Source organism: Vibrio plantisponsor (genome assembly GCF_013041605.1).
GTDB classification, from domain to species: Bacteria; Pseudomonadota; Gammaproteobacteria; order Enterobacterales; family Vibrionaceae; genus Vibrio; species Vibrio plantisponsor.
Window position 1 is genome coordinate 439,659 of sequence record NZ_JABEQC010000001.1, and the last position, 22,171, is coordinate 461,829.

At 44.3% G+C, this 22,171-nt stretch carries 18 protein-coding genes; 8 read left to right on the forward strand and 10 right to left on the reverse strand.

What is annotated here, in order from left to right; translation table 11 throughout:
- Positions 1 to 776 precede the first annotated feature (776 nt).
- From HKI82_RS02080 to deoD, 6 genes are all read right to left on the reverse strand, one after another.
- Complete coding sequence (locus HKI82_RS02080; RefSeq protein WP_171137050.1) at positions 777 to 1,907, reverse strand: HlyD family secretion protein; 1,131 nt, start codon at positions 1,905 to 1,907, stop codon at positions 777 to 779.
- On the reverse strand, positions 1,907 to 2,287 hold the full coding sequence (locus HKI82_RS02085) for a DUF3302 domain-containing protein (protein ID WP_102939816.1): 381 nt from the start codon (positions 2,285 to 2,287) through the stop codon (positions 1,907 to 1,909). The genes HKI82_RS02080 and HKI82_RS02085 overlap by 1 nt, the downstream gene beginning before the upstream one ends.
- 347 nt (positions 2,288 to 2,634) lie before the next feature.
- The gene (locus HKI82_RS02090) at positions 2,635 to 4,212 is read right to left on the reverse strand and encodes a GGDEF domain-containing protein (protein ID WP_171137051.1); all 1,578 of its coding nucleotides are present in this window, start codon (positions 4,210 to 4,212) and stop codon (positions 2,635 to 2,637) included.
- Positions 4,213 to 4,215: 3 nt separating this feature from the next.
- Entirely contained in the window at positions 4,216 to 5,679 is a 1,464-nt protein-coding gene (locus tag HKI82_RS02095; RefSeq protein WP_102940040.1) for a hypothetical protein, read from the reverse strand.
- A gap of 176 nt (positions 5,680 to 5,855) precedes the next feature.
- Positions 5,856 to 7,325, reverse strand: a complete 1,470-nt coding sequence (locus tag HKI82_RS02100; protein WP_171137052.1) for an IS1 family transposase — start codon at positions 7,323 to 7,325, stop codon at positions 5,856 to 5,858.
- Between the two features lie 68 nt (positions 7,326 to 7,393).
- Complete coding sequence (gene deoD / locus HKI82_RS02105) at positions 7,394 to 8,104, reverse strand: purine-nucleoside phosphorylase (protein WP_042479622.1); 711 nt, start codon at positions 8,102 to 8,104, stop codon at positions 7,394 to 7,396.
- 329 nt (positions 8,105 to 8,433) lie between these two features.
- Here deoD and HKI82_RS02110 point away from each other — a divergent pair, with 329 nt between their 5' ends.
- Genes HKI82_RS02110 through HKI82_RS02125 form a run of 4 tightly spaced genes read left to right on the forward strand, consistent with a single transcriptional unit; the run spans position 8,434 to position 12,511 of the window.
- Complete coding sequence (locus HKI82_RS02110) at positions 8,434 to 9,387, forward strand: YbgA family protein (RefSeq protein WP_102939813.1); 954 nt, start codon at positions 8,434 to 8,436, stop codon at positions 9,385 to 9,387.
- Positions 9,377 to 10,180, forward strand: a complete 804-nt coding sequence (locus tag HKI82_RS02115) for a MerR family transcriptional regulator (RefSeq protein WP_171137053.1) — start codon at positions 9,377 to 9,379, stop codon at positions 10,178 to 10,180. Before HKI82_RS02110 ends, HKI82_RS02115 begins: the two co-directional genes overlap by 11 nt.
- On the forward strand, positions 10,180 to 11,607 hold the full coding sequence (gene phrB / locus HKI82_RS02120; RefSeq protein ID WP_171137054.1) for a deoxyribodipyrimidine photo-lyase: 1,428 nt from the start codon (positions 10,180 to 10,182) through the stop codon (positions 11,605 to 11,607). The genes HKI82_RS02115 and phrB overlap by 1 nt, the downstream gene beginning before the upstream one ends.
- Positions 11,597 to 12,511, forward strand: a complete 915-nt coding sequence (locus tag HKI82_RS02125) for a L,D-transpeptidase family protein (RefSeq protein WP_102939810.1) — start codon at positions 11,597 to 11,599, stop codon at positions 12,509 to 12,511. Before phrB ends, HKI82_RS02125 begins: the two co-directional genes overlap by 11 nt.
- Before the next feature lie 80 nt (positions 12,512 to 12,591).
- Here HKI82_RS02125 and pyrC read toward each other — a convergent pair whose 3' ends face one another.
- On the reverse strand, positions 12,592 to 13,620 hold the full coding sequence (pyrC, locus tag HKI82_RS02130; RefSeq protein WP_102939809.1) for a dihydroorotase: 1,029 nt from the start codon (positions 13,618 to 13,620) through the stop codon (positions 12,592 to 12,594).
- A 281-nt stretch (positions 13,621 to 13,901) separates the two neighbouring features.
- On the opposite strand from pyrC, the gene HKI82_RS02135 reads away from it, so the two are divergent.
- Positions 13,902 to 15,722 carry a hybrid-cluster NAD(P)-dependent oxidoreductase gene (locus HKI82_RS02135; RefSeq protein WP_171137055.1) on the forward strand — a complete coding sequence of 607 codons (1,821 nt, stop codon included), beginning with the start codon at positions 13,902 to 13,904 and terminating at the stop codon, positions 15,720 to 15,722.
- A gap of 67 nt (positions 15,723 to 15,789) precedes the next feature.
- Here the strand turns inward: HKI82_RS02135 and HKI82_RS02140 are convergent, their stop codons facing one another.
- Entirely contained in the window at positions 15,790 to 16,398 is a 609-nt protein-coding gene (locus HKI82_RS02140) for an AraC family transcriptional regulator (protein ID WP_171137056.1), read from the reverse strand.
- 245 nt (positions 16,399 to 16,643) lie between these two features.
- Here HKI82_RS02140 and HKI82_RS02145 point away from each other — a divergent pair, with 245 nt between their 5' ends.
- Positions 16,644 to 17,747, forward strand: a complete 1,104-nt coding sequence (locus tag HKI82_RS02145) for a 1-acyl-sn-glycerol-3-phosphate acyltransferase (RefSeq protein ID WP_042479631.1) — start codon at positions 16,644 to 16,646, stop codon at positions 17,745 to 17,747.
- Between the two features lie 70 nt (positions 17,748 to 17,817).
- On the opposite strand, the gene HKI82_RS02150 is transcribed toward HKI82_RS02145, so the two are convergent.
- Both HKI82_RS02150 and HKI82_RS02155 read right to left on the reverse strand, forming a co-directional pair.
- Positions 17,818 to 18,432 carry a leucine-rich repeat domain-containing protein gene (locus tag HKI82_RS02150; RefSeq protein WP_240956629.1) on the reverse strand — a complete coding sequence of 205 codons (615 nt, stop codon included), beginning with the start codon at positions 18,430 to 18,432 and terminating at the stop codon, positions 17,818 to 17,820.
- Between the two features lie 126 nt (positions 18,433 to 18,558).
- The gene (locus tag HKI82_RS02155; RefSeq protein WP_171137057.1) at positions 18,559 to 18,861 is read right to left on the reverse strand and encodes a YfcZ/YiiS family protein; all 303 of its coding nucleotides are present in this window, start codon (positions 18,859 to 18,861) and stop codon (positions 18,559 to 18,561) included.
- Positions 18,862 to 19,266: 405 nt separating this feature from the next.
- On the opposite strand from HKI82_RS02155, the gene HKI82_RS02160 reads away from it, so the two are divergent.
- Both HKI82_RS02160 and HKI82_RS02165 read left to right on the forward strand, forming a co-directional pair.
- Positions 19,267 to 19,728 (forward strand): TetR family transcriptional regulator, encoded by a 462-nt coding sequence (locus HKI82_RS02160; RefSeq protein ID WP_102939804.1) that lies wholly within the window; start codon positions 19,267 to 19,269, stop codon positions 19,726 to 19,728.
- Positions 19,729 to 20,030: 302 nt separating this feature from the next.
- Positions 20,031 to 22,154 (forward strand): methyl-accepting chemotaxis protein, encoded by a 2,124-nt coding sequence (locus HKI82_RS02165; protein ID WP_171137058.1) that lies wholly within the window; start codon positions 20,031 to 20,033, stop codon positions 22,152 to 22,154.
- The last annotated feature ends 17 nt before the right edge of the window (positions 22,155 to 22,171 follow it).

Genomic DNA, 22,171 nt, shown 5'->3' on the forward strand with positions numbered 1-22,171 from the left:
GGTGTACGTGATAGAAACGCCTGATAGCAGAATTTACTTAGAGTGTATGTAGGATGTTTTAGATATTTGTCACATATTGACATGAAATGTTTGAGTGTTTGCTCGAAAGTGATTAAATAAACACCGAGTTTAATTTTAGCTAATCAGAGAGGATCCCGTTATGCCAGAAGCGTTTTGTAACTGTTGCCGTAAAACTACACAGCATAAAGTTGTTATGAGACGTTGTTCTTCAGAATCGGAATCGAGTTGGCAAGCGGTACATGCTTTTCTTTCAAAAATTTTTAACGGTGAACATTACTACCCAATGGAGCAGCAAATGTTCTGTCGAGAATGCAATCACAAGTTGGTAGTAGCAAGTAACAAATACTCTGGGGCTGATACCGTCAAGGTGTAGCGTTATAAATTAAACCAGTATCACTATTCCAAATACAGGCACTGTTTAGCTAAAAGCAGTGCCTGTATTTTTGCGCCTAGTAGCAAAGAGATACAAGATTCTCCTTACTTCGGAATTATTGTTTCGAACATTATTAATTGGATGATTGTGACTCGATTTATACACCAACGGAGTTTCCGCAAGTCCCACCTCTGTTGACTACAAGTTTTCTGTCGATGAGGGAGAAATGATATACAGAATTCACTCTGAGTCAGATGCCAATCCTTTCACAGAGCGGTTGTTTAAGTCGTTTAAACTGTCCAATACCTTGTATTAGCCGATAAAAAAGGAGCAATTGAATTGCTCCTTTTTACTGTCTCTTTCATCCGTTTTGATAACGGGATTAATGATCCAGATATAGGTAGTTTTGCCAGCTCTTCATGCGGATAAGCACTTTACGCATAATAGAAACGTGCTCAAAGCTATCTGAATACACTGCGACCTCTGCACTAGAACCTAACGGTAGATGGTATTCACTCATGTCATCAGTGAGTTTCAGTTTAACCATCACTCGGCCTTGAGTGTTGATTGCCTGAGTACCTAACAGTGAACCTCTCGCCTGTATTTGGCCTTCAGCAATCGCAGGGATAACATCAACCACTTCGCCTTTGAACACCTTACCTGGAATCGATCTAAATACGAACTCTGCTTCAAAACCCGATTGTAAACGCTGCATAGAGTTTTGGCGGAAAGCACCGTAGAAGTAGACATCTTCGGTGTGAACGAAAGTCATTACCGGAGCTAACGGTAGCGGTACTGCCATCATACCCGGACGCAATGCTAGTTGAGTAACAAAGCCGTCAGTAGGTGCGGTTACAACGGTTTGTTCTAGATTAAATTCAGCTTGAACTAGCTCTGCTTGCATACGCGCTACAGTGGTGTTTTCACCATTGATTTCTGACTCATAAGCTAAGCGTGAAGATTCTTCACTCGCTTGCGCTGCTTCCAAAGCGGCTTGAGCACCTTTGTAAGCTTGATTTGTGGTGTCAACTTGCTGTGCTGTAAATGCGCCACGTTTAAAGCCCTTGTTGTAACGTTCGTACTCTCGTTTTGCTTTATCGCGTTCAGCTGTGGCTTTTGCTGTATTTGAAACAGCGCCTTTGTAAACCGATTCCAATTGCAGAACTTGTTGCTCTGCTTCAGCGACAGACGCTTGTTTTTGGACAACGATAGCTTGAAATGGTGTTGGGTCGATTTTAAACAACACATCGCCTCGCTTCAGAGGCTGGTTTGGAACCACGTCTACTTCAATAACCTTGCCGCGAACACCTGAGACAATCGGCGTTGTGCTATAGGCTTGACCACCGATTGCGGTAAATGGGTGGTTGTAGTTCATGAGAAGAATCAAGGTACCAATCAGCACCACACCACCTAATACAGCAGTCGGCACTGACCACTTGTTTAGAGGGATTTTGAAAATCTTAAAAACGGCAATACAAATCGCGGTGTAAGTCAGAATAAGTAACAAATCCATTATTTTTGCTCCTCTTCTTGAGCTGTCTCAGAAGCTGCAGGAGCTTGGCTTTGACTTAGTTTTGCGATTTCAGTTTTTAGCATGGCTACTTGTTGGGTCAGTTCATCGACACGTACATGAATATCGTGTGTTTCTTCCTGAAGTTTATGGAAACCCCAACCTCGGTCCTCGCGCCATAGTGTTGCCCAAATCCATAAGAACGGCCACAGAACGTGAAGAGTAAACAGGCTAACCCAGCCTGCCACGTGAATGGCATCTTGATGAGGGTGATTGCGCTCTTTAGCAATTTCGTACGGAATGTCATGGATGACGATGATGCCGTAGAAAATCACTAAACACACAAATACCAACATACCTAGGGCAAAATAATCTAAAAACATAGAGTGGTCCTATATAAATTGAATACTTATAGTCGTGAATAACAAAGTTTTTACCTCGTAAAATCACAGCTAATTTAATAATGCACAGTGGTGACTCATTAAAATTAAGTCATAGCTATGAGAAAACCGCGGATGAGTACCGTTTTCGCCTATTAAAGCGTAGTACGTTTTTCTTTAACACCGTAGCCCATTCTACTTGCGAAGTAACACGGTTGCATACGTCTATTTCTACCCAAGTCACTTCTAACTATCTGTTCAGAGTGAAATTATTCGACCTTGGACCCTGTGTTGATTTAAAACATAGTCACACTATGTCAGGAATCAAGATTGTGCAGAAAATCAAAAAGCTATTCTGAACAGACTTGGTTTCGTCCATTTGCTTTGGCGCGATACAAGGCTTTATCTGCACGGTAGAAGGTTCTTTGCGTATTTTCGCCTTCTTTGCTCAATGTGATCCCGATACTAACGGTTAATCCACGTTCGCCAAGGATATCCTGCCAGTGGTACTTAAAGATTCGTTCACGGAACTCTTCTGCAGCGGTTTGTGCTTGTTCTAAAGTCATGTTTTCAAGAATGACTAAGAACTCTTCACCACCATAGCGAACACAAGAGGCTTGCGGAAAGTTGAAATGTTCCGCCAATTCACTTGAGACATTGACTATAGCTTTGTCACCAACAAGATGACTAAGTTCATCATTGATCGATTTAAAGTGGTCAATATCCACGACTAGGAAAGCAAAAGGGGTTTCGTTGTGGAGCAGCTCTCTGAGCTTCCCGTCCAACCAACGACGGTTATGCAGTTTGGTGAGAGGATCGGTTAAGACGTCCTGTTCCAGACGCGCAACCGCATTTTTGTGCTGTTCTGTACTCTCTTTCAGCTCTTGATTTTCAAGTTCTGAAACGATCAATTTCAGTTGCAGTTCAAACCGCGATAAACGGCGCAACTGTGTTGCACCGAGTTCAGCAATCGGAATTTTTTGGATCAGCTCTGATTCAATCTCAAACGCTTCGCGCTCATAGCGTAAGGCTTCTTTATAGAGACCTTGACGTTCAAAAATACGGGCAAAGGTTTTGTATAAACCTTTTTCCAACACTGGCGAAGGAAAGCGTTTTAAGCGCTTTTCGGTGCTAAATAGCAGCATATTGGACATATCTGGTTTGCCCAATTCTAGAAAACATTTTGCCCGTTCAACTCGAACCATATTGGCAAGCCAGTATGAATGAATGTTGCCCGGTGAAAACTGAACTGTTGATAGAATGCGAAGCGCTTGCTCTATCTCGCCTTGGTGACGATATATCTTGGCTTCGTACAATATGGTTTGTCCGGCAAGAATTTTATCACTGACAAGTATGCTCAGTTCTTCACACTCTCGCACCAGTTCGCCAGCTTCATCAAATTGGCCAAGGCTTACATAACAGGCGAGCATGTAAAGTTTGTATCGTAATCTTAGAGAACGGCTGCTAATGGCGTGGTCGAGGCTGTCAATTTTTAGGTAGTAGCTCATTGCCCTGCGGTGATCGCCATAGGCATCACACAAGTTACCCATGCCCAGAATTGCTAGCACATAATCATCAATATAACGGTGCTCAACGGCCAGTCCTGAAGAAGAGATGTGTTCTTGCAGCGCTTCAACGTAATCGCCATTTTCAATCAGAAGCTCCGCTAGGCTGTTTTTAACCGACAGAATGAGTTCAGCATTCTCGTCATCTAGCAAATTGAGTGCAGACCTTAACTCACTGATACTGTTGCTGATTTGGCGCATTTCAGCATGGAACTCTGCGCTGACAATAAAGCAGAGTGCTTTTTCTTCTTTGGTGGAAGCGATAGTTCTACGAATTTGATTCCAAAAGGCAATCGCTTCTTCACCGCTTACCGATGTTGCGTCTAACCCTGCTTCCTGAACTTTATTGAGTAGTGCTTCCATCGACTAATCCTCCCAGCTCATGTCTTCGAGCAGTTCAAGGGTAAAAGGAAAGCTGACGATAGTATGAAGAGTCGCATCAGGAAGTGCACCGTGTAATTTTTTGCGTTCCCAAGGATAAATTTCAATCATCTTCTCAAGTACATCAAACATATGTTGTGCTGCTTCACCACGTTCGTTCACTAGCAATCCCAGATAGTTGGCGCTTAAACGCGACAGGAGATCTTTAGAACCACAGAGGGAATGAACGAGTTCAGTACAAGCATCCAAAAACAGCGGGTTCGCATGATGAATAGAAATAACAGAGAAGGTTGAGTTCGTCAGGTCAACCTTATGCAGCACCATATGTTCCCACCAGTGATTCTCAGGCACAACATTCGACAAATGTTTTTCTGTATGGAAATCATGCTGATTTCGAATTCGGTTGAGCAACTTAATTGCTCGCTGATCAAGCTGGCGTTTGGATGTGCGGGCTTTATCTGAGCCGAGTCGCATCGTCTGTTCATGCAGCATTTGCAGTGAGTATTTGCGGTATTTCTGAAATGCTTCTAACGCCGTTTTGTCATCGCCACTCTCTTCAGCGACGAGAGACTGCTGATAGCAAATCTGTGAAAGCAGTTCACCATTATCGAAGTTACGCGCGGTGTCTTCTGCTGAAATAAGTAACTTGGCTGCTTGGGCAAGATTTTTCCTCAGTAACTCAATTCTTGCCCGGCTAATGTAAGAATGTGCCTTCATCCAAGATAAGTTATGAGCGACGGCTAACTTGTGTGCTTTCTGCGTGGCTTGTTGCGCATCTTCGATGCGTTCAAGACCTAAAAGAGCCAAACCTCGGAAATCCCAAACTTCTGCCTGCCAAGTTTTATCATGGTGTCCGATCAGTGCTTCATCAGCGCCATCGAGCACAGTGAGCATGTCGACATACTGTTCAAGCAGGTACAAATCCCATGCCCATAAAATACGAGCTTTGCCTTCCAGCCACGAGATATCCATATTGTGGGCAACTTTGGCAGCAAGCTGGTGAGTTGAACACGCTTGGTCATATTGCTTTGTGATGCGCCAAATATTGCCTAATCCAATCAGGCTCTCGATCAGCACTTCAACTTCGTCGACCAATGCCGATTGCTCTAAAGCGTTAATCCAAAATTGTTGGGCGGTGTAGTATTTGGCTTGTCCCCAGAATTGGAGGGCATGAACGTGGAGAATTTCAGGAAGGAACTCGTCAGTATCGAGGCTATTTTGATATTGGTACGCCTCTTTGATGTTCTTTAAACCGCGGCGGTAATCCATCTCACACCAAGCGCAGCGAGACATAATGATCAGCGCTTGAATAATGCCATCGTGAAACTGGGATTGTTTAGCTTGGACAAGGGCGTTTTCAGCTATCGCCAATACTTCCGCAGGCTCAGACTCTATACGGAGTTTAAGCTGTTTAAGTTCTGATAATAAAAGGTACTGGCTTTGATCCAAATCCATTACTTCCTGGCTGTACGACTCACACGACATCTCTCAATGTGTTGCCACTTGTCCGCAATGCGTCGTTTTAGTATCGATGCCATTTAGCACCAATTAGGCGGCAGAACGGAAATGTTTATGATTTTGCTCGTGTATAAATTTGTGCTTCCTCACACTCCGCGCCGAAACGTTTAGGACAAGAGCTCTTTTAACGTCAAAGGCTTCTGAGTTAATCCTAGGTTTTGTGCGGCAGTGTTTCCATGTTTATCTTGGTAGCATAGATTGTGCCAAGCGCGGTAAATGTCGAGTAACGGCTGTAGCCCACCGGGACGTAACTTGCGTCTAGGTTCGTTGATGAAAGATTCGAAAAGCAACTGAAAACGTTGCTGATAAAACTCAGTCTGTTTTATTGAAGCCTTTTGCAACCAAGCTTCAGGCTCTGGATTTGCCCCTGCAAGATAGCAGATACCTTTGGAGCCTTTCTCTTGATGAGCTATCGCCCATCTGTCTCGCCACCAACCCATCAGAACAATATCAACTTTGTTAAAAGGCTGATTGTCTTGCCAGCTCTCATCTTCTTCTACGTACATTAAGTCAACGTTTTGACGTCGAATTCTCGATAGACAGACGCTCAACGCTGCTGAGCGCAGAATCGGATCTTGAGGCATGAATATCGATACGTGTTTATCCATATCGCACATGTCCAAGACATGCAGGTAATGTGCATAAGAGGTATAGGGTGGACGAATCAACGCGCCTTTTGATGGATAGTTAAAGGTGGAAAGATTGCCCATTGGGTCTTCAACATTGCCGCGAGCCAGTATCGTTTGATATTGCTGATCTATACGCTCTCTCAATATCGGTGAAGGCTCAGGTTGTGGGACGTTCGCTTCCGAAGAGTGGTCTCTTGAAACGAATCGAGCCGGAAATTCATAAGGGTTGTGATCCACTGGCCCTACAGGTTCTTCTTTTGCCGAATAGTTCACATGTTGGCAAAGAATATAGCCTGTATTCGCTTCTCCTGTTGCTATCCAAAGCACACCATTATTGCTTTTGGGTTGCAGTGGCATGTAGTGCGAAGAGAATTGAAAACTGCTGGCGTGGTTAACCCAACGCGCGTCGATCATCGCGAGTTTTCTGCGACAGCGACTGGCGATGTGTTCAATATGATCGTAAAAAGTTTTCGGGTTGATGCTCAGTTTACGGCAGATTTCTCGTACCGAATAACCCATGAAAAGTAACCCGAATAAGGTTTCTTGGAACAAAAGTTTTTTGTTCGCACCAGACCATTTATCGACAAAAGTAGAGTGACAAGATTTGCAGCGATAGCGTTGACGATCGCCACTGTAGCCGAAGGCATGATAGAGATGTTTGTGTGTATGAACAGAAAGCCCAGCGTTTTCACATTCTAGATTGCGACAGGCAGGCAAGCCGTCACTGTGAAGCTGACGTAAACGAACCAGTTCGTTGAGGACTTCTTTGTTATTAAGTAAGGGGGGGAAAGCACCGCACTCACGACAAACCATCGTTGGACGCTTAGGATTTGCGCGCTGCAAAACATACCGTTCTGCATCACTCAAACCAAAGTTGTCACACGCCAATGTTTTACAAAAGTTGAGCTGCAAGCCATCAGCGTCCGCAGGTAATTGGTCGGTCGACACGATCTCCCCCTCGGTAATTTGGAAGGGTGCCAAGCGCGCTACTCGGCAACCCTGAAGTAAATTTTGAATTACATGGTGATAGCTGTTTCAAGTGCTACTTGCATCATTTCATGGAAAGATTTTTGACGCTCTTCTGCACTGAGTTTTTCACCACGTAGAATATGGTCAGATACGGTCAGAATTGTTAGAGCGCGAGCGCCCAAATCTGCTGCTACACCGTAGATACCTGCAGCTTCCATATCAACACCTAGGATGCCTAGTTTTTTCATTTTCTCGAAAATTTCTGGCTCTGGAGTGTAGAACAGGTCTGCAGAGAAAATGTTACCAACTTTAACCGAAACATTTTGAGCACGAGCTTGAGCAACAGCCGCTTCTAATAGATCAAAATCAGCGATTGCAGCAAAGTCATGGTTGCTGAAACGGATACGGTTAACTTTAGAGTCAGTAGATGCGCCCATACCGATAACCACGTCCATCAGTTTAACGTCGTCACGTACGGCACCACAGCTACCTACACGAATTACGTTTTTCACACCGTATTCAGCAATCAGTTCGTGAACGTAGATACAGCATGATGGAATACCCATACCGTGACCCATTACAGAAACTTTTTTGCCTTTATATGTGCCGGTGTAACCGAACATATTACGTACGTCACACACTTGCTTCACGTCTTCAAGGTAAGTATCCGCAATGAATTTTGCGCGAAGCGGGTCACCAGGCATTAGTACTGTTTCAGCGAAATCACCAGGTTGTGCGTTAATGTGTGGGGTTGCCATAATTGTTCTCCAAAAATGTTCAGCCAATTAAACAGTATTGCATGTCAAATTACTATTTCTGTTGACTGAGGATTTGTCTGTTGAGGCAATATTAGTGAGTAATAACAGGGTTTCTTGCGATTTTGGTCACAAAAAAAGCGAGTGTGGTGCATCACTCGATAGTTGATAACTAAAAGTGTTGAAACTGATAGAGCAATCGATACAGGAAAACGTTGGCTTTATTTGTACGAATTTTAAAATTGTATAACTAGTTTTAAATGTGCTATAACTTGTACAAAGTTTTCTTTTGTATAATTGTTATTATCAACTTTAGAGAAGAGGGCGCTGATATGGCTGATTCACCTATTTTGTTGGGCATTAGTGCTTGTGTTCTTGGGCAGAACGTTCGATTTGATTCTGGTCATAAAGCCAGCCAATTTGTAAATAAAGAGCTCGCGCCCTATTTCGAGTTTGTTCCCGTATGCCCAGAAGTTGGGATGGGGTTGCCTGTGCCGCGCCCACCAATACGTTTAATCTCCAATGATGAACGTATTTCTCTGGTTGAAACCAAAGATCCAACCAAAGACCACACCGCTGGTTTGTTGCAGTATTCTGAGCAGAAAATAAACCAACTGATGGATATGCATTTGTGCGGCTACATTGTCTGTGCAAAATCGCCTTCTTGCGGTATGGAAAAAGTCAAAGTGTATAAATCCCATGAAGCCGAAAAGACTGGAGTTGGACTTTACACGCAAATGTTGATGGAAAAAATGCCTTGGCTTCCGGTGGAAGAAGACGGAAGACTCAATGACGCGGTGTTAAAGGAAAACTTTATAACGCGTGTGTATTGCCTGCATGATTTCTATCAAACACTGGGCAAAGAGCCAACCGCGGGTAAAGTTGTGGCATTCCATTCTCGCTATAAGCTGACGTTAATGGCTCATCACCCTATGTCTTATCGTGAGCTGGGAAGATTAGTGGCAAATGTGGCAAACTACGCGCCCGACGAGTTTATTGAACTGTACCGTTTAGGTTTGATGCAAGCTTTGAAAATCAGAGCCAGCAGAAAGAATCACACTAACGTGTTGATGCATCTTCAGGGTTACTTTAAACGTTCGCTTGATAAGTCTCAGAAAAAAGAACTCTCAGAAGTTATTCATGATTACAGAAAGGGCATTTTGCCGCTGCTCGCGCCAATTACCCTAATTAAGCACTATTTGACGTTATATCCAGATTCTTACCTGATACAGCAACGCTATCTGGATCCATATCCACAGGAGTTAAAGTTACGCTATGGCTTATGAACAAAAGCTATACGCTATTCGTGAAGTAGCAGAGTTAACCGGTGTTAAGCCTGTAACACTAAGAGCTTGGCAACGCCGATACAATTTGGTTCAGCCGCAAAGAACTGAAAAAGGCCATCGTTTATTTAACCAAGAAAATATCGATAGCATTAAAGAGATACAGGGATGGCTGGCTAAAGGCGTATCCATAGGCAAAGTGAGCGAGTTGCTGAAAGGCGGCGTTCCTACTAATGAGTTACAGCAGGAAACGCGAGTACAACTGGAAGAATGTGAGCAGTTACTTACGGCACTCTCTCAGCTGAATCGTGGCAAGTCAGAGAACATTATTGCCACGGTAATGAAAGAGTATCCGTTGGATATTGTTGAGAGCCAGTTTGCGTTTCCGGTGATTGATGCTTTAGAGCGAGTGAAAGGCCCTTTGCGCTCTCTGCAAAAAGGTCTGTTTCAATCTCTGATGATCAATAAGCTTTCATCGATTCTGGAAGCCGAAAACAAAGCGGCTCACAAAGGTAAATGCTTATGTGTCAGTTATGATCCGGTGGGTAGCTTGCTGGCCTGGCTTTGGGCGGTTACATGGTCTGAGAAGGGCTACAATGTGACGTTTCTTGATGGCGTCGATGACGTCTCAGGGCTGGTAGGTAACGAAGCCGTTGAATCATACAGTGCATTGGCATTGTTCTCTCATAAATCACTGGCAGACGCGCAGATGACTGCGATCGCTAAGCTGCGTAAGCAATTTAACGATCAATGCTTTCTGTCTGATGTACTGCAAACACTCAATGGACTGGATTAGTGAAACTTGTTTGGTTACGCCGAGATTTAAGAGCCGTTGATAATACGGCTCTTAACAGCGCAATTGAGAGCGGAGAACCCGTCACCGCTGTCTTTATCGCCACGCCTGAGCAATGGCATCAACACCATATGGCTCCCCGTCAGGCTGATCTTATCTATCGTCGCCTGAGCGCTCTGCAACAAGAGCTTAGAGCGCTTAATATTCCGCTGCTTTATAAGGAAGTGAGTGATTTTGAGCAATCGGCAAACAGCATTGTTGAGATAGCGAAGCTGTGTGAAGTTAACGAAGTCTTGGTCAATCAAGATTACGAAGTGAATGAGCAGGCGCGAGATAAACAAGCTCAATCCGCATTAGCACAACAAGGTATCGGATGGCAGTCGTATCACGACAAATGCATCATCCCCGCAGGCAGTCTGCTCAATAAACAAGGCCAATATTTCAAGGTATTTACGCCTTTTAAAAAGGCTTGGCTTGCTGTTGCTGGCGTACCCATCATTTCTGCTACCCAAAGTGCAGCCAAAGCAGCGTTAGCAAAAGCAGTGCAACCTTTGGTTTGGAACCAACAGCAGTTATTCAGTTATCCGAGAGAAGACAGCTCTGGATGGGAGGTCGATTTTGAGTCGATTCGATCTCAACTGAGATCGTTCTGCCAAGAGCGTATGGACAGTTACCACGAGCAACGAGATTTTCCTGCCATAGATGGCACCAGCAGTTTGTCTCCTTACTTAGCGATAGGTGCGTTGTCGGCAAGACAATGTATGGCAAGGCTTTACGCTGAATCCAAAATGGGCTTTTTGTCTCAAGGCGCTCAAACATGGCTGAGTGAGTTGATATGGCGCGAGTTTTATCAGCACTTACTTACTTTTGAGCCTAAGTTGTGCAAAGGAAAAGATTTCCTCTACTGGGGGCGTTATGTGAAATGGTGGCAGGAGCATGACCATTTTGAACGTTGGTGTCAGGGAGAAACGGGCTACCCAATTGTGGATGCGGCCATGAGACAACTGAATCAAACGGGGTGGATGCATAACCGCTTACGAATGATCGTTGCCAGCTTTCTGACCAAAGATCTGCATATCGACTGGCGTTGGGGCGAACGCTATTTTATGAGCAAGCTTGTTGATGGTGACTACGCGGCAAACAATGGCGGCTGGCAGTGGTGTGCATCAACAGGGTGTGATGGTCAGCCGTATTTTCGAATTTTCAATCCGATCACCCAAGGTGAAAAATTTGATGAAAGTGGAGTATTCATTCGCCACTGGATTCCGGAGTTGAGTTCGGTGCCTGACAAATATATTCATGCCCCTTGGTTATGGGCGGGTGTAAACTCGGTGTTATATCCTTCTCCAATAGTTGATCATAAAGCGGAAAGAGAAGTAACCTTAGACATGTATAAGCAGGCAAGGGATAAAGATATACATGTTGCGTAAGTTATTGGTCATTGGTTGCATAGTGGCGTCCAGTTTTATGACAAAGGTGTTTGCAGCCACTTATGACTTTCCGATGGAAGGAAGCAGCATGGTGGGAAATGCCCAATACCATGTGATTGAAAAAGGCGAAACATTAGCGCAAATCGCCAAGCAGTATGACATCGGTTTTTTAGGCTTGATGGCTGCGAATAAAGGCGTTGATCCTTTCCTTCCACAAGAAGGTTATGTACTGACCATTCCGTCGCAAATCATTTTGCCCATGGTGCCTTATGAAGGCATCGTGGTGAATCTTGCTGAACTGCGTCTTTACTACTTCAAGCCTGAAGAGAGAAAGGTGCATATTTTCCCTGTAGGTATCGGTCGAATTGGACGTGATACGCCTGAAATGGAAACCAAGATCAGCCAGAAACGACCAAATCCAACTTGGACTCCACCGGACTCTATCCGAAAAGAATATCTGCAAAAAGGCATTGAACTGCCAAAAGTTGTTCCTTCAGGTCCAGAGAATCCACTAGGTGAATACGCGCTTCGCCTTGCCTTTGGTAATGGTGACTACCTGATCCATGGTACCAATAAAGATTTTGGTATTGGTTTGCGTGTAAGTTCTGGCTGTATCCGTATGGAGCCGAAAGATATCGAATGGTTGTTCAATCAGGTTGAGCGAGGCGAAAAGGTTCGCATCATTGACGAACCAGTCAAAGTGGCCTTGGAACCTGACAGAAGTGTTTTCGTTGAAGCGCACGAACCACTGACTCGCAGCGATGGCAGCAAGAAAGATCTCGTTTTACCAGTAGAGCTAAAATGGTGGCTGGATGAGTTTGATAAGTCGGAAGTGAAAGCAAAAGCGGTGATACTGGCGCAAAACGGAGTGCCGGTCGAAGTGGTTGCTCCAGAATTTGATTAAGCTCAGTTCGCTAAAATAGCGAAAGTTGCATACGAAAAAGCCGCCTAACAAGGCGGCTTTTTCATTCAAGAAGAGCAGTGTTAAGCAACTTGCCACTGAATTGCTTCTCCAGCGCGAATTGGAACCACTGTTTCGCCGCCAAAAGGCATGCTTGCAGGAACTTCCCAAGACGCTTTGGTTAGAGTCACAGTGTCTGTGTTGCGTGGAACACCGTAGAAGTCCGGACCATTGTGGCTAGCGAATGCTTCCAGATTCTCAAGTTTACCTTCTTGCTCGAATACTTCGGCGTACAGTTCCAGTGCCGCGTGAGCCGTGTATGAACCCGCACAACCACAAGCCGCTTCTTTCTTGCCTTTAGCGTGAGGCGCTGAGTCTGTTCCTAGGAAAAACTTCTTGTTGCCAGACGTTGCTGCCGCGATAAGCGCATGTTGGTGAGTTGCACGCTTCAAAATTGGCAGACAGAACAGGTGAGGGCGAATACCGCCAACCAACATATGGTTGCGATTAAACAGCAAGTGGTGAGCAGTAATGGTTGCTGCCACGTTGTCTGAAGCGTTCTTCACAAAGTTAACCGCTTCTGCGGTTGTGATGTGTTCTAGAACGATTTTAAGGTTAGGGAAATCATTCACGATTGGCGCAAGAACGGTTTCTAAGAAGGTCTTTTCACGGTCAAAAATGTCGACTTCGTGAGTGGTCACTTCGCCGTGAACCAGCAGCAACATACCTTCTTCTTGCATTGCTTGCAGAACTGGGTAAATGTTTTTCGCGTTCGTCACACCCGAGTCAGAGTTGGTCGTTGCACCTGCTGGGTAGAGTTTTGCGGCAACTACAGCACCAGACGCTTTCGCTTGGCGAATATCGTCAGCTGAGGTGTTATCGGTTAAATACAAAGACATCAAAGGTTGGAACGTAGCACTTGGATTTTGCGCCATGATGCGATCACGGTAAGCAAGCGCCATTTCGGTATTGGTCACGGGTGGGACGGTGTTTGGCATAATAAGCGCGCGTCCGTTGTAACGGCTGATATCACGCACAGTATCAGCAAGAACTTCGCCATCGCGAAGGTGAACGTGCCAGTCGTCAGGACGAGTGATCGTAAGTGTTGTCATGAATTGCTCCCACCATGAAGTCATTGGAATGATTGGAGCCTAAAAGAAATTTTGCGTTACGCAAACGCTTCCGTTTAGGCGACAGGATGATAGAGTAATTGGCTTCTCATTTCATCTTTTAATTTGTCAGTTCTGTTTGTTTACAGCAGTTTCTCGCGCCTAATAGATTGAAACGATAGCGTATTTGTGTCATTCATAGCCCTGTTCTGTGATCACTGGAAGCGAGACGCCTAGGTGGCTCGGATATTTATTTTGTTTAACCATACGTAAGGATGTGTGTCATGTCGTCAGCGGTACTTTCTCAAATCAATGTGTATCCAGTGAAATCGGTGGGTGGACTCTCTTTATCTACCACATGGGTTGAGAAACAAGGGTTGATGTTTGACCGACGATTTATGCTGGCACTTGCTGATGGCAGTATGGTGACAGCCCGTAAATACCCGCATATGGTCAAGATTCGATCTAGTCTGACGCCGGATGGTCTGATATTTAGCGCACAGGGTAAATCGCCACTTACGATTCGTTACGCCGACTTTAAAATGCAGGAGTCACCGGCAACGGTTTGGGATGACCGCTTTATTGCGTACACCACAACAGATGAAGCAGACGACTGGTTCAGTGAGATTATGGGGCAGCGTGTTGAGCTGTTGTTCACTGGTCAACAGTCCAATCGTGTTCGTGATAAGTTCGGCCATAACGTCAGCTTTGCGGATGGTTACCCGCTATTAATTATTAGCCAAGGCTCGCTGGATGAGTTGAATCGTCGTAGTCCGGAACATCACAGCATGGATCAGTTTCGCACCAACCTTGTTGTATCAGGTACGGAACCTTTTGCGGAAGATGGTTGGAAGCGCATCCGTATTGGTGAAGTGGAATTCGAGGCTCTGAAGCCTTGTGAACGCTGCATTATGACGACGGTGGATCTTGAAAAAGGCCAATATCGTCCAACCAAAGAACCACTGCGTACCCTTTCCCAGTTTCGTGCTAACGAGCGCGGTGGCGTATTCTTCGGCCAGAATCTTGTAGCCAGAAATGAAGGCATGATTCATGCGGGAGACAAGATAGAAGTTCTAGAATACAAAGAGAAAGAGTACTACCCAGATTTAGGGCAGCGTCACTACCTGATGACTTGTGTTGAGCGTGAAGAAATTGCTCGCGATTTTGTGACTTTCTGGCTGGAGCCGCAACACGGCGTGTTGCCGAATTATCAGCCTGGTCAACATTTGCCCATTGAGATTATTGTCGACGGTGAAAACATTGGTCGCTTTTACACTTTGTCTTCAAGCCCTTCTCGTCCGGGACGGCTGGCAATTTCTATTAAGCGTATTGATGGCGGCCGTGTCTCGAACTGGTTACTTGATAACCTGCAAGTTGGTGACACATTAACAACCCAGACGCCTGATGGCAGTTTTCATTTAACCTCTGAACATCATAATCAGCCACTGTTGCTACTTTCAGCGGGAAGCGGCGTGACGCCTATGCTGTCTATGCTGCGTTATCTGGCCGATAACCAGCAGATGCGTGATGTGGTGTTCTATCATCAATGTCGTTCTGTTGAAGACATTCCATGTCGCGAAGAGCTGGAACAACTAGAACTTGCTCATCCTGAACTGAAGGTGTTTATATCTCTTTCCCAACCACCAGTTGACTGGTTTGGTTTGAAAGGACGTTTATCTCTGTCACACCTCAAACAGGTGAAAGATGTTGCTTCACGCCAAGTGTTTGTATGTGGTCCAGATGGTTTTATGCAAAAAGCCAAGAACTTGCTGCTTAAACTAGGTGTGGCTGAAAACGCTTATCACCAAGAAGCCTTTGGCGTAGCGCAGCAAACCGTCAGAGAATTTAAAACCTTACAGTTAAGTGTTAACGGCAACCTGTTTGAAGGAAATAACCAAAGCACCCTGTTAGAGCAAGCTGAAGCCGCAGGCGTTCCTATTGCAAACAGTTGTCGCGCCGGATTCTGCGGTGCCTGTAAAGTGAAGGTTGAATCGGGCAAAGTTCATCAGCCAGATGTTCCGGCATTGCAAGATCACGAACGTAATATGGGAATGGCTTTAGCGTGTTGCTGTGTACCAGAAACGGATATTGAAGTGGTCAACTAGGCGCATTTCTTCGCCTTATAGAAAAACAGCCAACTATTATTAGCTGGCTGTTTTTTTTAATCTTCTTTTAAAGAGATTTGCCAAGCACTAACTGGCACATTTGTTCGAACTGCACGGCATTGCCTGAAAACAGTTCATCAATCACTATCTGGGTTTTTATGCCGGAAAGCTTACGCTTCATGGCTTCTCTTACGAGTAAAGCTACATGATGTTCTTTGTTAATGGCTCCCTGCTGATTCGGCTGCCAGCGAGCAAACTGTTGGCTTAAGCCATTTTCTACAAGCTTTGGCTCAAGTTTTTTGACTTCATCTTTGAGTACTTGCAACAAATGCGGGTACACTTCGTCACCTGCATTGGTCGACTGTATGCGACTAAGCAGTGCCGAACTTAATTCTGTCAGTGTGATGAATCCAGATTGATGAGGAAACTCATCTCGCAGACGAACTGAAAAATCGACTCGAGTGATGTGAGTATTTGGCAAAAAGGTGAGGGAGCATAAACATTCGATAGGGATCCAAATCGCTTGTCCTGCTTCAATGGCGTACTCTTGTTTGCCCAATTTGAATAGAGCAAGGCCATTGTTAACCTTGACTAAACTATGCTTTGTTGCACGCTTACGCGGTGTGACTTCCAGATATGGAAATAAGCAGGTTTCAGATTGAATAGCGTAGTTCATACAAGGCCTCATAAAATTAAGGGCGCTAAGATTAACGTTTATCCACTCAAAAGCCAAATATCGAGTTGTGGATCTCTTAGCTGCGGACTAACCGCAATGCCTATCAGTTAGGAGATAGAAGGAAAACAGACAGAAACTTATTTTTGATTTTCTGGTCTGACCTTGTAATTTATGTGCTTATGATAGCTGCGAGCTAATGCGAGTGCGCGTAGAATAAGCCAGTTTTTTATTTGATGTACGAGAATATGACTTCAACCACCGACCCGTATCAAGAGATTCGTCCCTATAACGACGAAGAAATTCCCGCAGCCATCGAACGTCTAATTAATGATGAAGAATTTATCACAGCGATTCTCGATCATCGTTTTGAGCGTCAACCTTCATGGCTAAAAACGATGATGGGCCCATTCGTAAAAGCTTACCTTAAGTTTAAGTGGGCAAAGCTGACTTCGGTTGATGCCATTCAGCTAGAAGTGAAAAAGTATTTAGAAAAAACGTTGGAGCACACCACCAAAGGTGTGACTTACAGTGGCTTGAACAAACTAGATAAGAATACTGCTTACCTGTTTGTGTCTAATCACCGTGATATCGCGATGGATCCTGCGTTGGTTAACTACGGTTTGTATGAGTCAGGGCACCGTACAGTTCGTATTGCGATTGGCGATAACTTGCTGAAGAAGCCTTGTGCCACAGAACTGATGCGATTGAACAAAAGCTTTATCGTTAAGCGCTCAGCCAAAGCTCCACGTGAAATGATGAAAGCTCTGGGTACTTTGTCTGGCTATATCAAGCACTCTTTGGATACAGGGCATTCAATTTGGATTGCTCAAAAAGAAGGTCGCGCTAAAGACGGTAACGATTTTACCGATCCTGCGATCCTAAAAATGTTTAACGTCGAAGGTCGTAAACAGAAGGTTGAGTTTTCTGAGTACATTAAATCGTTAAGAATTGTGCCAGTTTCAATTTCTTATGAAAACGATCCTTGTGATATCGCCAAGGCGCGCGAGCTTTATGAAAAAGCGACCCATGGTAAATACGAAAAAGGCGAGTTTGAAGATATCGAAAGTATCATTCAGGGCATCATCGGCGACAAAGGTCGAGTTCATGTCGCATTTGGTAACGTGATCACTGAGACTTACGAAACGCCGGAAGAACTTGCGCAAGAGATTGACCGTCAAATCCACGCGAACTACAAGTTATATCCAATCAACTTGTTAGCGGCTGGACGTGAAGATGCAGACATTACACCAGCGGTAAAAGCGAAATTGGAACAAAAGCTGTCACAGCTTCCACTGAACGCTCATCAGTACCTGCTTGATAGCTACGCAAACCCAGTGCGTAATCAATAGCGCATAAATAGAACGAAAAAAAGAGAAGCGATTTGGCTTCTCTTTTTTGTTTCTGGCTTTGGTGCTCGGCTTAGCGAGCAACGGCTCCGCCTAAGGTCAAATTTTTCGGCCATTTTGTAATGACATTACCGCCTAGGTAGATGTTGCCTTTCACTGTCATTGTGTCTGGGAATGTGACGATTTTTGAGCCGCCAATATAAAGGCTGCCTTCAATCACAATTCCCTCGGGGAGTTCAGTTAATGGTGTTCTGGCTACGCTCAAATCCCCTTTGACTGTCATCGCTGGTGGCAGTTGCTCTAGTGGCGTATCGGTAAAGTTAAGGAACCCGCCAACTTGAATTCGCGCAGGCCAGATTTTGATTTGCGAACCGAGAAAATTTGCATAACCACGAATCTTTGTGCCACGTTGAATGCGTTCAAGCTGGCTATTTGACGCATCTAAACTTCCCATCACAGTTAAGCCTTTTGGCAGTGATGTTATCGACGTTTTTGCGATGTTGAGATTGCCTTTAACCTCTAGCCCGTCAGGTAAGCTGGTATACGGTTTATTTCGCAAATCAAGGTTACCGTAATTATCCAGATGATTAAGTATGCGGTACTGATCGAGAGGTGCAGCATTCAAAGGTAATGAGTATAAAGCAATGCAAAGCGCCCAAGCAGAGAAACGCCAAGTTGAGAAAGACATGTTTTTCCTAAATCTCGTCACAGTATTAACGATAGTATCGGCAGGAGTGGCGATGTCTTCAATGAAGAACAAAATCACAGGGAGAAGATCACAAAAGCGAGCTGGGTGCTCGCTTTTGAAGAGATATTATCGCATCAGTGAACGCGATTTAAGTTCGAAGATGAGCTTCTCTGCACTCACTTCAAATTTGAAACGTGCATTCAGCTCAGTTGTGTTTTCATCGATAGGTGTTGATTCAAACTCTACCGCTGCGCACACTTCTTTTGCCAGAGCAATATACTTGTCTAATTCGCTTTTTAGTTGGTCTTGACTCGGTGCGAAAATAGTCACTTCTGCAACTTCATCACCCTCTTTGATAAAAAAGCCCATTTCAGCAGAACAACCACAAGCTTCACAAACTTGGTTTACTTCACAGCTTTCGTTACTCATCTAAAAATCCTCTTACAAAATTTAAGGACATTCTAACCCTCTATCAGCGGGTGTTCCAGATAAATGATAATGCAACAATGTATGAACACGGGTTGATATTGTTGACGCAGGTAACAGAAATAGGAGTGTGATAATAGTCGAAAATTAGGCGTTATAGTGACGTTTTTTTGTCATTACACCGTTTGACGCATTGTCATACCTTGTTGATTGTAAGATTATTCTTACGTGGAGATAAGGGCGTGAATGGACTCTTCCCATATTGAGATGAATTTTTAAAGGATATTTTATTCATTCAATTTGAATGAAAGGATATTTTCTTACAAAGATGAATTGGCTGTTGAACTATTTCAGCAGTATTTGATTCATTTTATTTTTTGATGAGTTTGTACACAAAGAGCTACTAATATGCCGAAGCGTAGTAAAGAAGATACAGAAGTGACCATTCAAACAATCATGAATGCTGTTGTCGACCAACTGTTAAGATTAGGCTATGACAAAATGTCATACACCACATTAAGTCAACAAACGGGTGTATCCAGAACAGGCATCAGTCACCACTTCCCGAAAAAGACAGACTTTGTTCTTGCGCTAGATGGCCAGATTTTCAATCTATTTGTCGCACATTTGGATTTAGACCATGGCGTTGATGCATTCGCGAGTTCATGGCTTAAAGCACTCGATAGCGAAGAGTTTTTAGCTATTTTACGTCTGTTTTTCCACCATATTGTGGCAGCCGATAAAGCTGAAGAGTTCTCTTATAAAGGTGTAGGACGTATGTACAAGCTGGCTCACGAAAAATTTGGTGAAGGCAGTGACAAACAGGTTGAGTGGTTGATTGGTAAGTCTCTCATTGAAATGAGTAAGTAATTACTTATAGACCAGTAAGAGTTATAGATTTTTAAGGGCTTGCATTCGCAAGCCCTTTTTCATGCGCTTAAAGAGTAGGCGTGCTAACCAATATGGTGCGTTTTGAGTATGCTTTTCACTGAATTGGTGCGTGTTAATGTATGAGGACGAAAAGTTGAAAGTGATATTAACTACTTGATTTTTATTCGTATAGTTAACCTGTTTGAGTTCTTATTAAAATACAGAACAACGTACTTTTTTCTTATTTTTGGAACGCCTATTGCACATTGGTGCACATAACAATACAAAAATAAGGAAATTTTATGCATTTAACACCTGAGGAAAAAAGGTGGCTGCCGTGGTTTGGCAAGACAGGTAAACTTGCCATGCGTAAGGCCTGTTGGTTTAACCGTAAACGTAAAGCTTCTCTCGAACAAACTTTTGAAAACATTGCGAACACCCGAGTCAAAATTCTCACAACTTGGGCCGAAAACCAATGGTCATTCCTGCATGATGCTTCGTTGTATTTATCGACCAAGTCTCCCCATGAATATCGGGATACCTTAAACCGATTATTAAACCGTAGTGCTGACTTATCTGAGCTGTTTATTGTCTCTGCACAAGGAGAGATCCTTGAATCCACTTTTCCATCACAGAAAAACAAGAAGGTCGTCTCAACCCAAGCTTTGAACGAAGGTTTAGCTCAGCCATTTTTGCATGGCCCTTACCGCGATTCAGTGACGCTCGCTATCGGTCCATCAAGCTCTCATTTTCATGATGAAGTGACCCTAATGTTCTATCAACCGATCGAATTAGCTGGCGGTGCCAAAGGGTGTTTGTGTGGGCGAATCCCCAATGATGTTATCGGTGACCTGATTCAACGCGAAGCTGGGCATATCTATAGTGAGTCGGGCGACAACTACCTGTTTATGGTCAAACCTCATTTTGACCCTACCATCAAACAAGGTGTTGCGCTTTCACGCTCTCGCTTTGAGGATAACCATTTTTCCCATGGTGAGAACTTGAAGGATGGCGTCAACACCAAATGGGGCGTAGTTAAAGTCAGTCGTCATACCGAATTTGAAATTGTGTTTAATGATCCTGCAACCAACAAGCTTCATCCAGGGGTAAGAGAAACCATTAACAATGGTCACAACTTATACATCGACTATCCGGGGTATTCTGATTACCGCCATATACCTGTGATTGGTAAGGGTGTGACGTTTACTATGCCTGGGTCCAAAGACCGTTGGGGAATGATGTGCGAATCTGATTTAGAAGAGGTTTATCGTCATCGTTCGGTAGCACAAAAACTCAGTCAACAGTTCGCGCTTAGTGTGTTTGGTCCTTTAGTGATTCCTTTTGTTCTTCACCTGTTTTACCCACTAGAAAACGTTCAGCTGATGTCAATTTCGATACTGCTTGGATTAATGGCGATGGGTTTATTCCACTTATTCAGTGCCAAGCCTATGGCGAATAATCTAGAGACGATGACACAGGTTATGCAGGTGCTCGCAGAAGGGGATGGAAACTTAACCCGCCGTTTAGATGCGAGCAAATTTAAGTCTGACGAAACCGGTGATTTGGGACGCTGGACCAACAGTTTTATCGATAGCCTTGAAGGGATTATTCAAGAGCTGGTTTTCGCCAGCAATGAAGTGAAAAACGTGTCGGAATCTATGTTTCGCCGCAGTCAGTTGCTGCTTACCAGCAGTGATATGACCGCCACTTCAATTACGGATATGCTCTCTCTCGCGGGAGTGCAGAGTCAGGAAATCAACAGCGCCAATGACACTGCGACTGAAATGCATGAACTTATGCAGCAAACGGTACATGCCGCGCAGCTTGAGTATCAAAAAGCGGCCGAAAGCGCTCAAGAGATTAAGAATATCGTTCAATCGTCGGCGCATACGGTCAATGAAGTGAACGAGGAGATGCAGAAAATCGGCAATATCGTCTCTGTTATTACCGAGATCACGGCGCAAACCAATTTACTAGCTTTGAATGCTGCTATTGAGGCCGCAAGAGCAGGTGAGCATGGCAGAGGCTTCTCTGTGGTTGCTGATGAGGTACGAGTGTTGGCAAACAAAACCTCTCAAGCCGCGAACAGTATTGGAGAACTGATGACTGCGTTACATACCCAATCAGAGCGAGCAGTGAGTTACATGCAAGAGGGCATTACCAACGTTGAGAACAGCACTCAGGTTGTCGATGAGTCTTCTCGCAGTGAACGCTTACAAACGTCTGTCACTGGATTGTTTACTTTGATTCAAGGCATCGCTCGTAATAGTGAAGAGCACAGACAAACTGCTGATGAAGCGCAATCTACTGTGGTGAAACTGCAAGAGGCTTCTTCACAGTTATCTCGCAGAACAACCTTAATGCAGAACTCGCTTCAGCGATTGGAACAATTGGTTGGGCGGTTTGAAGTTCGCAAAGCGTCATAAAAAAAGGCGGGGTATCC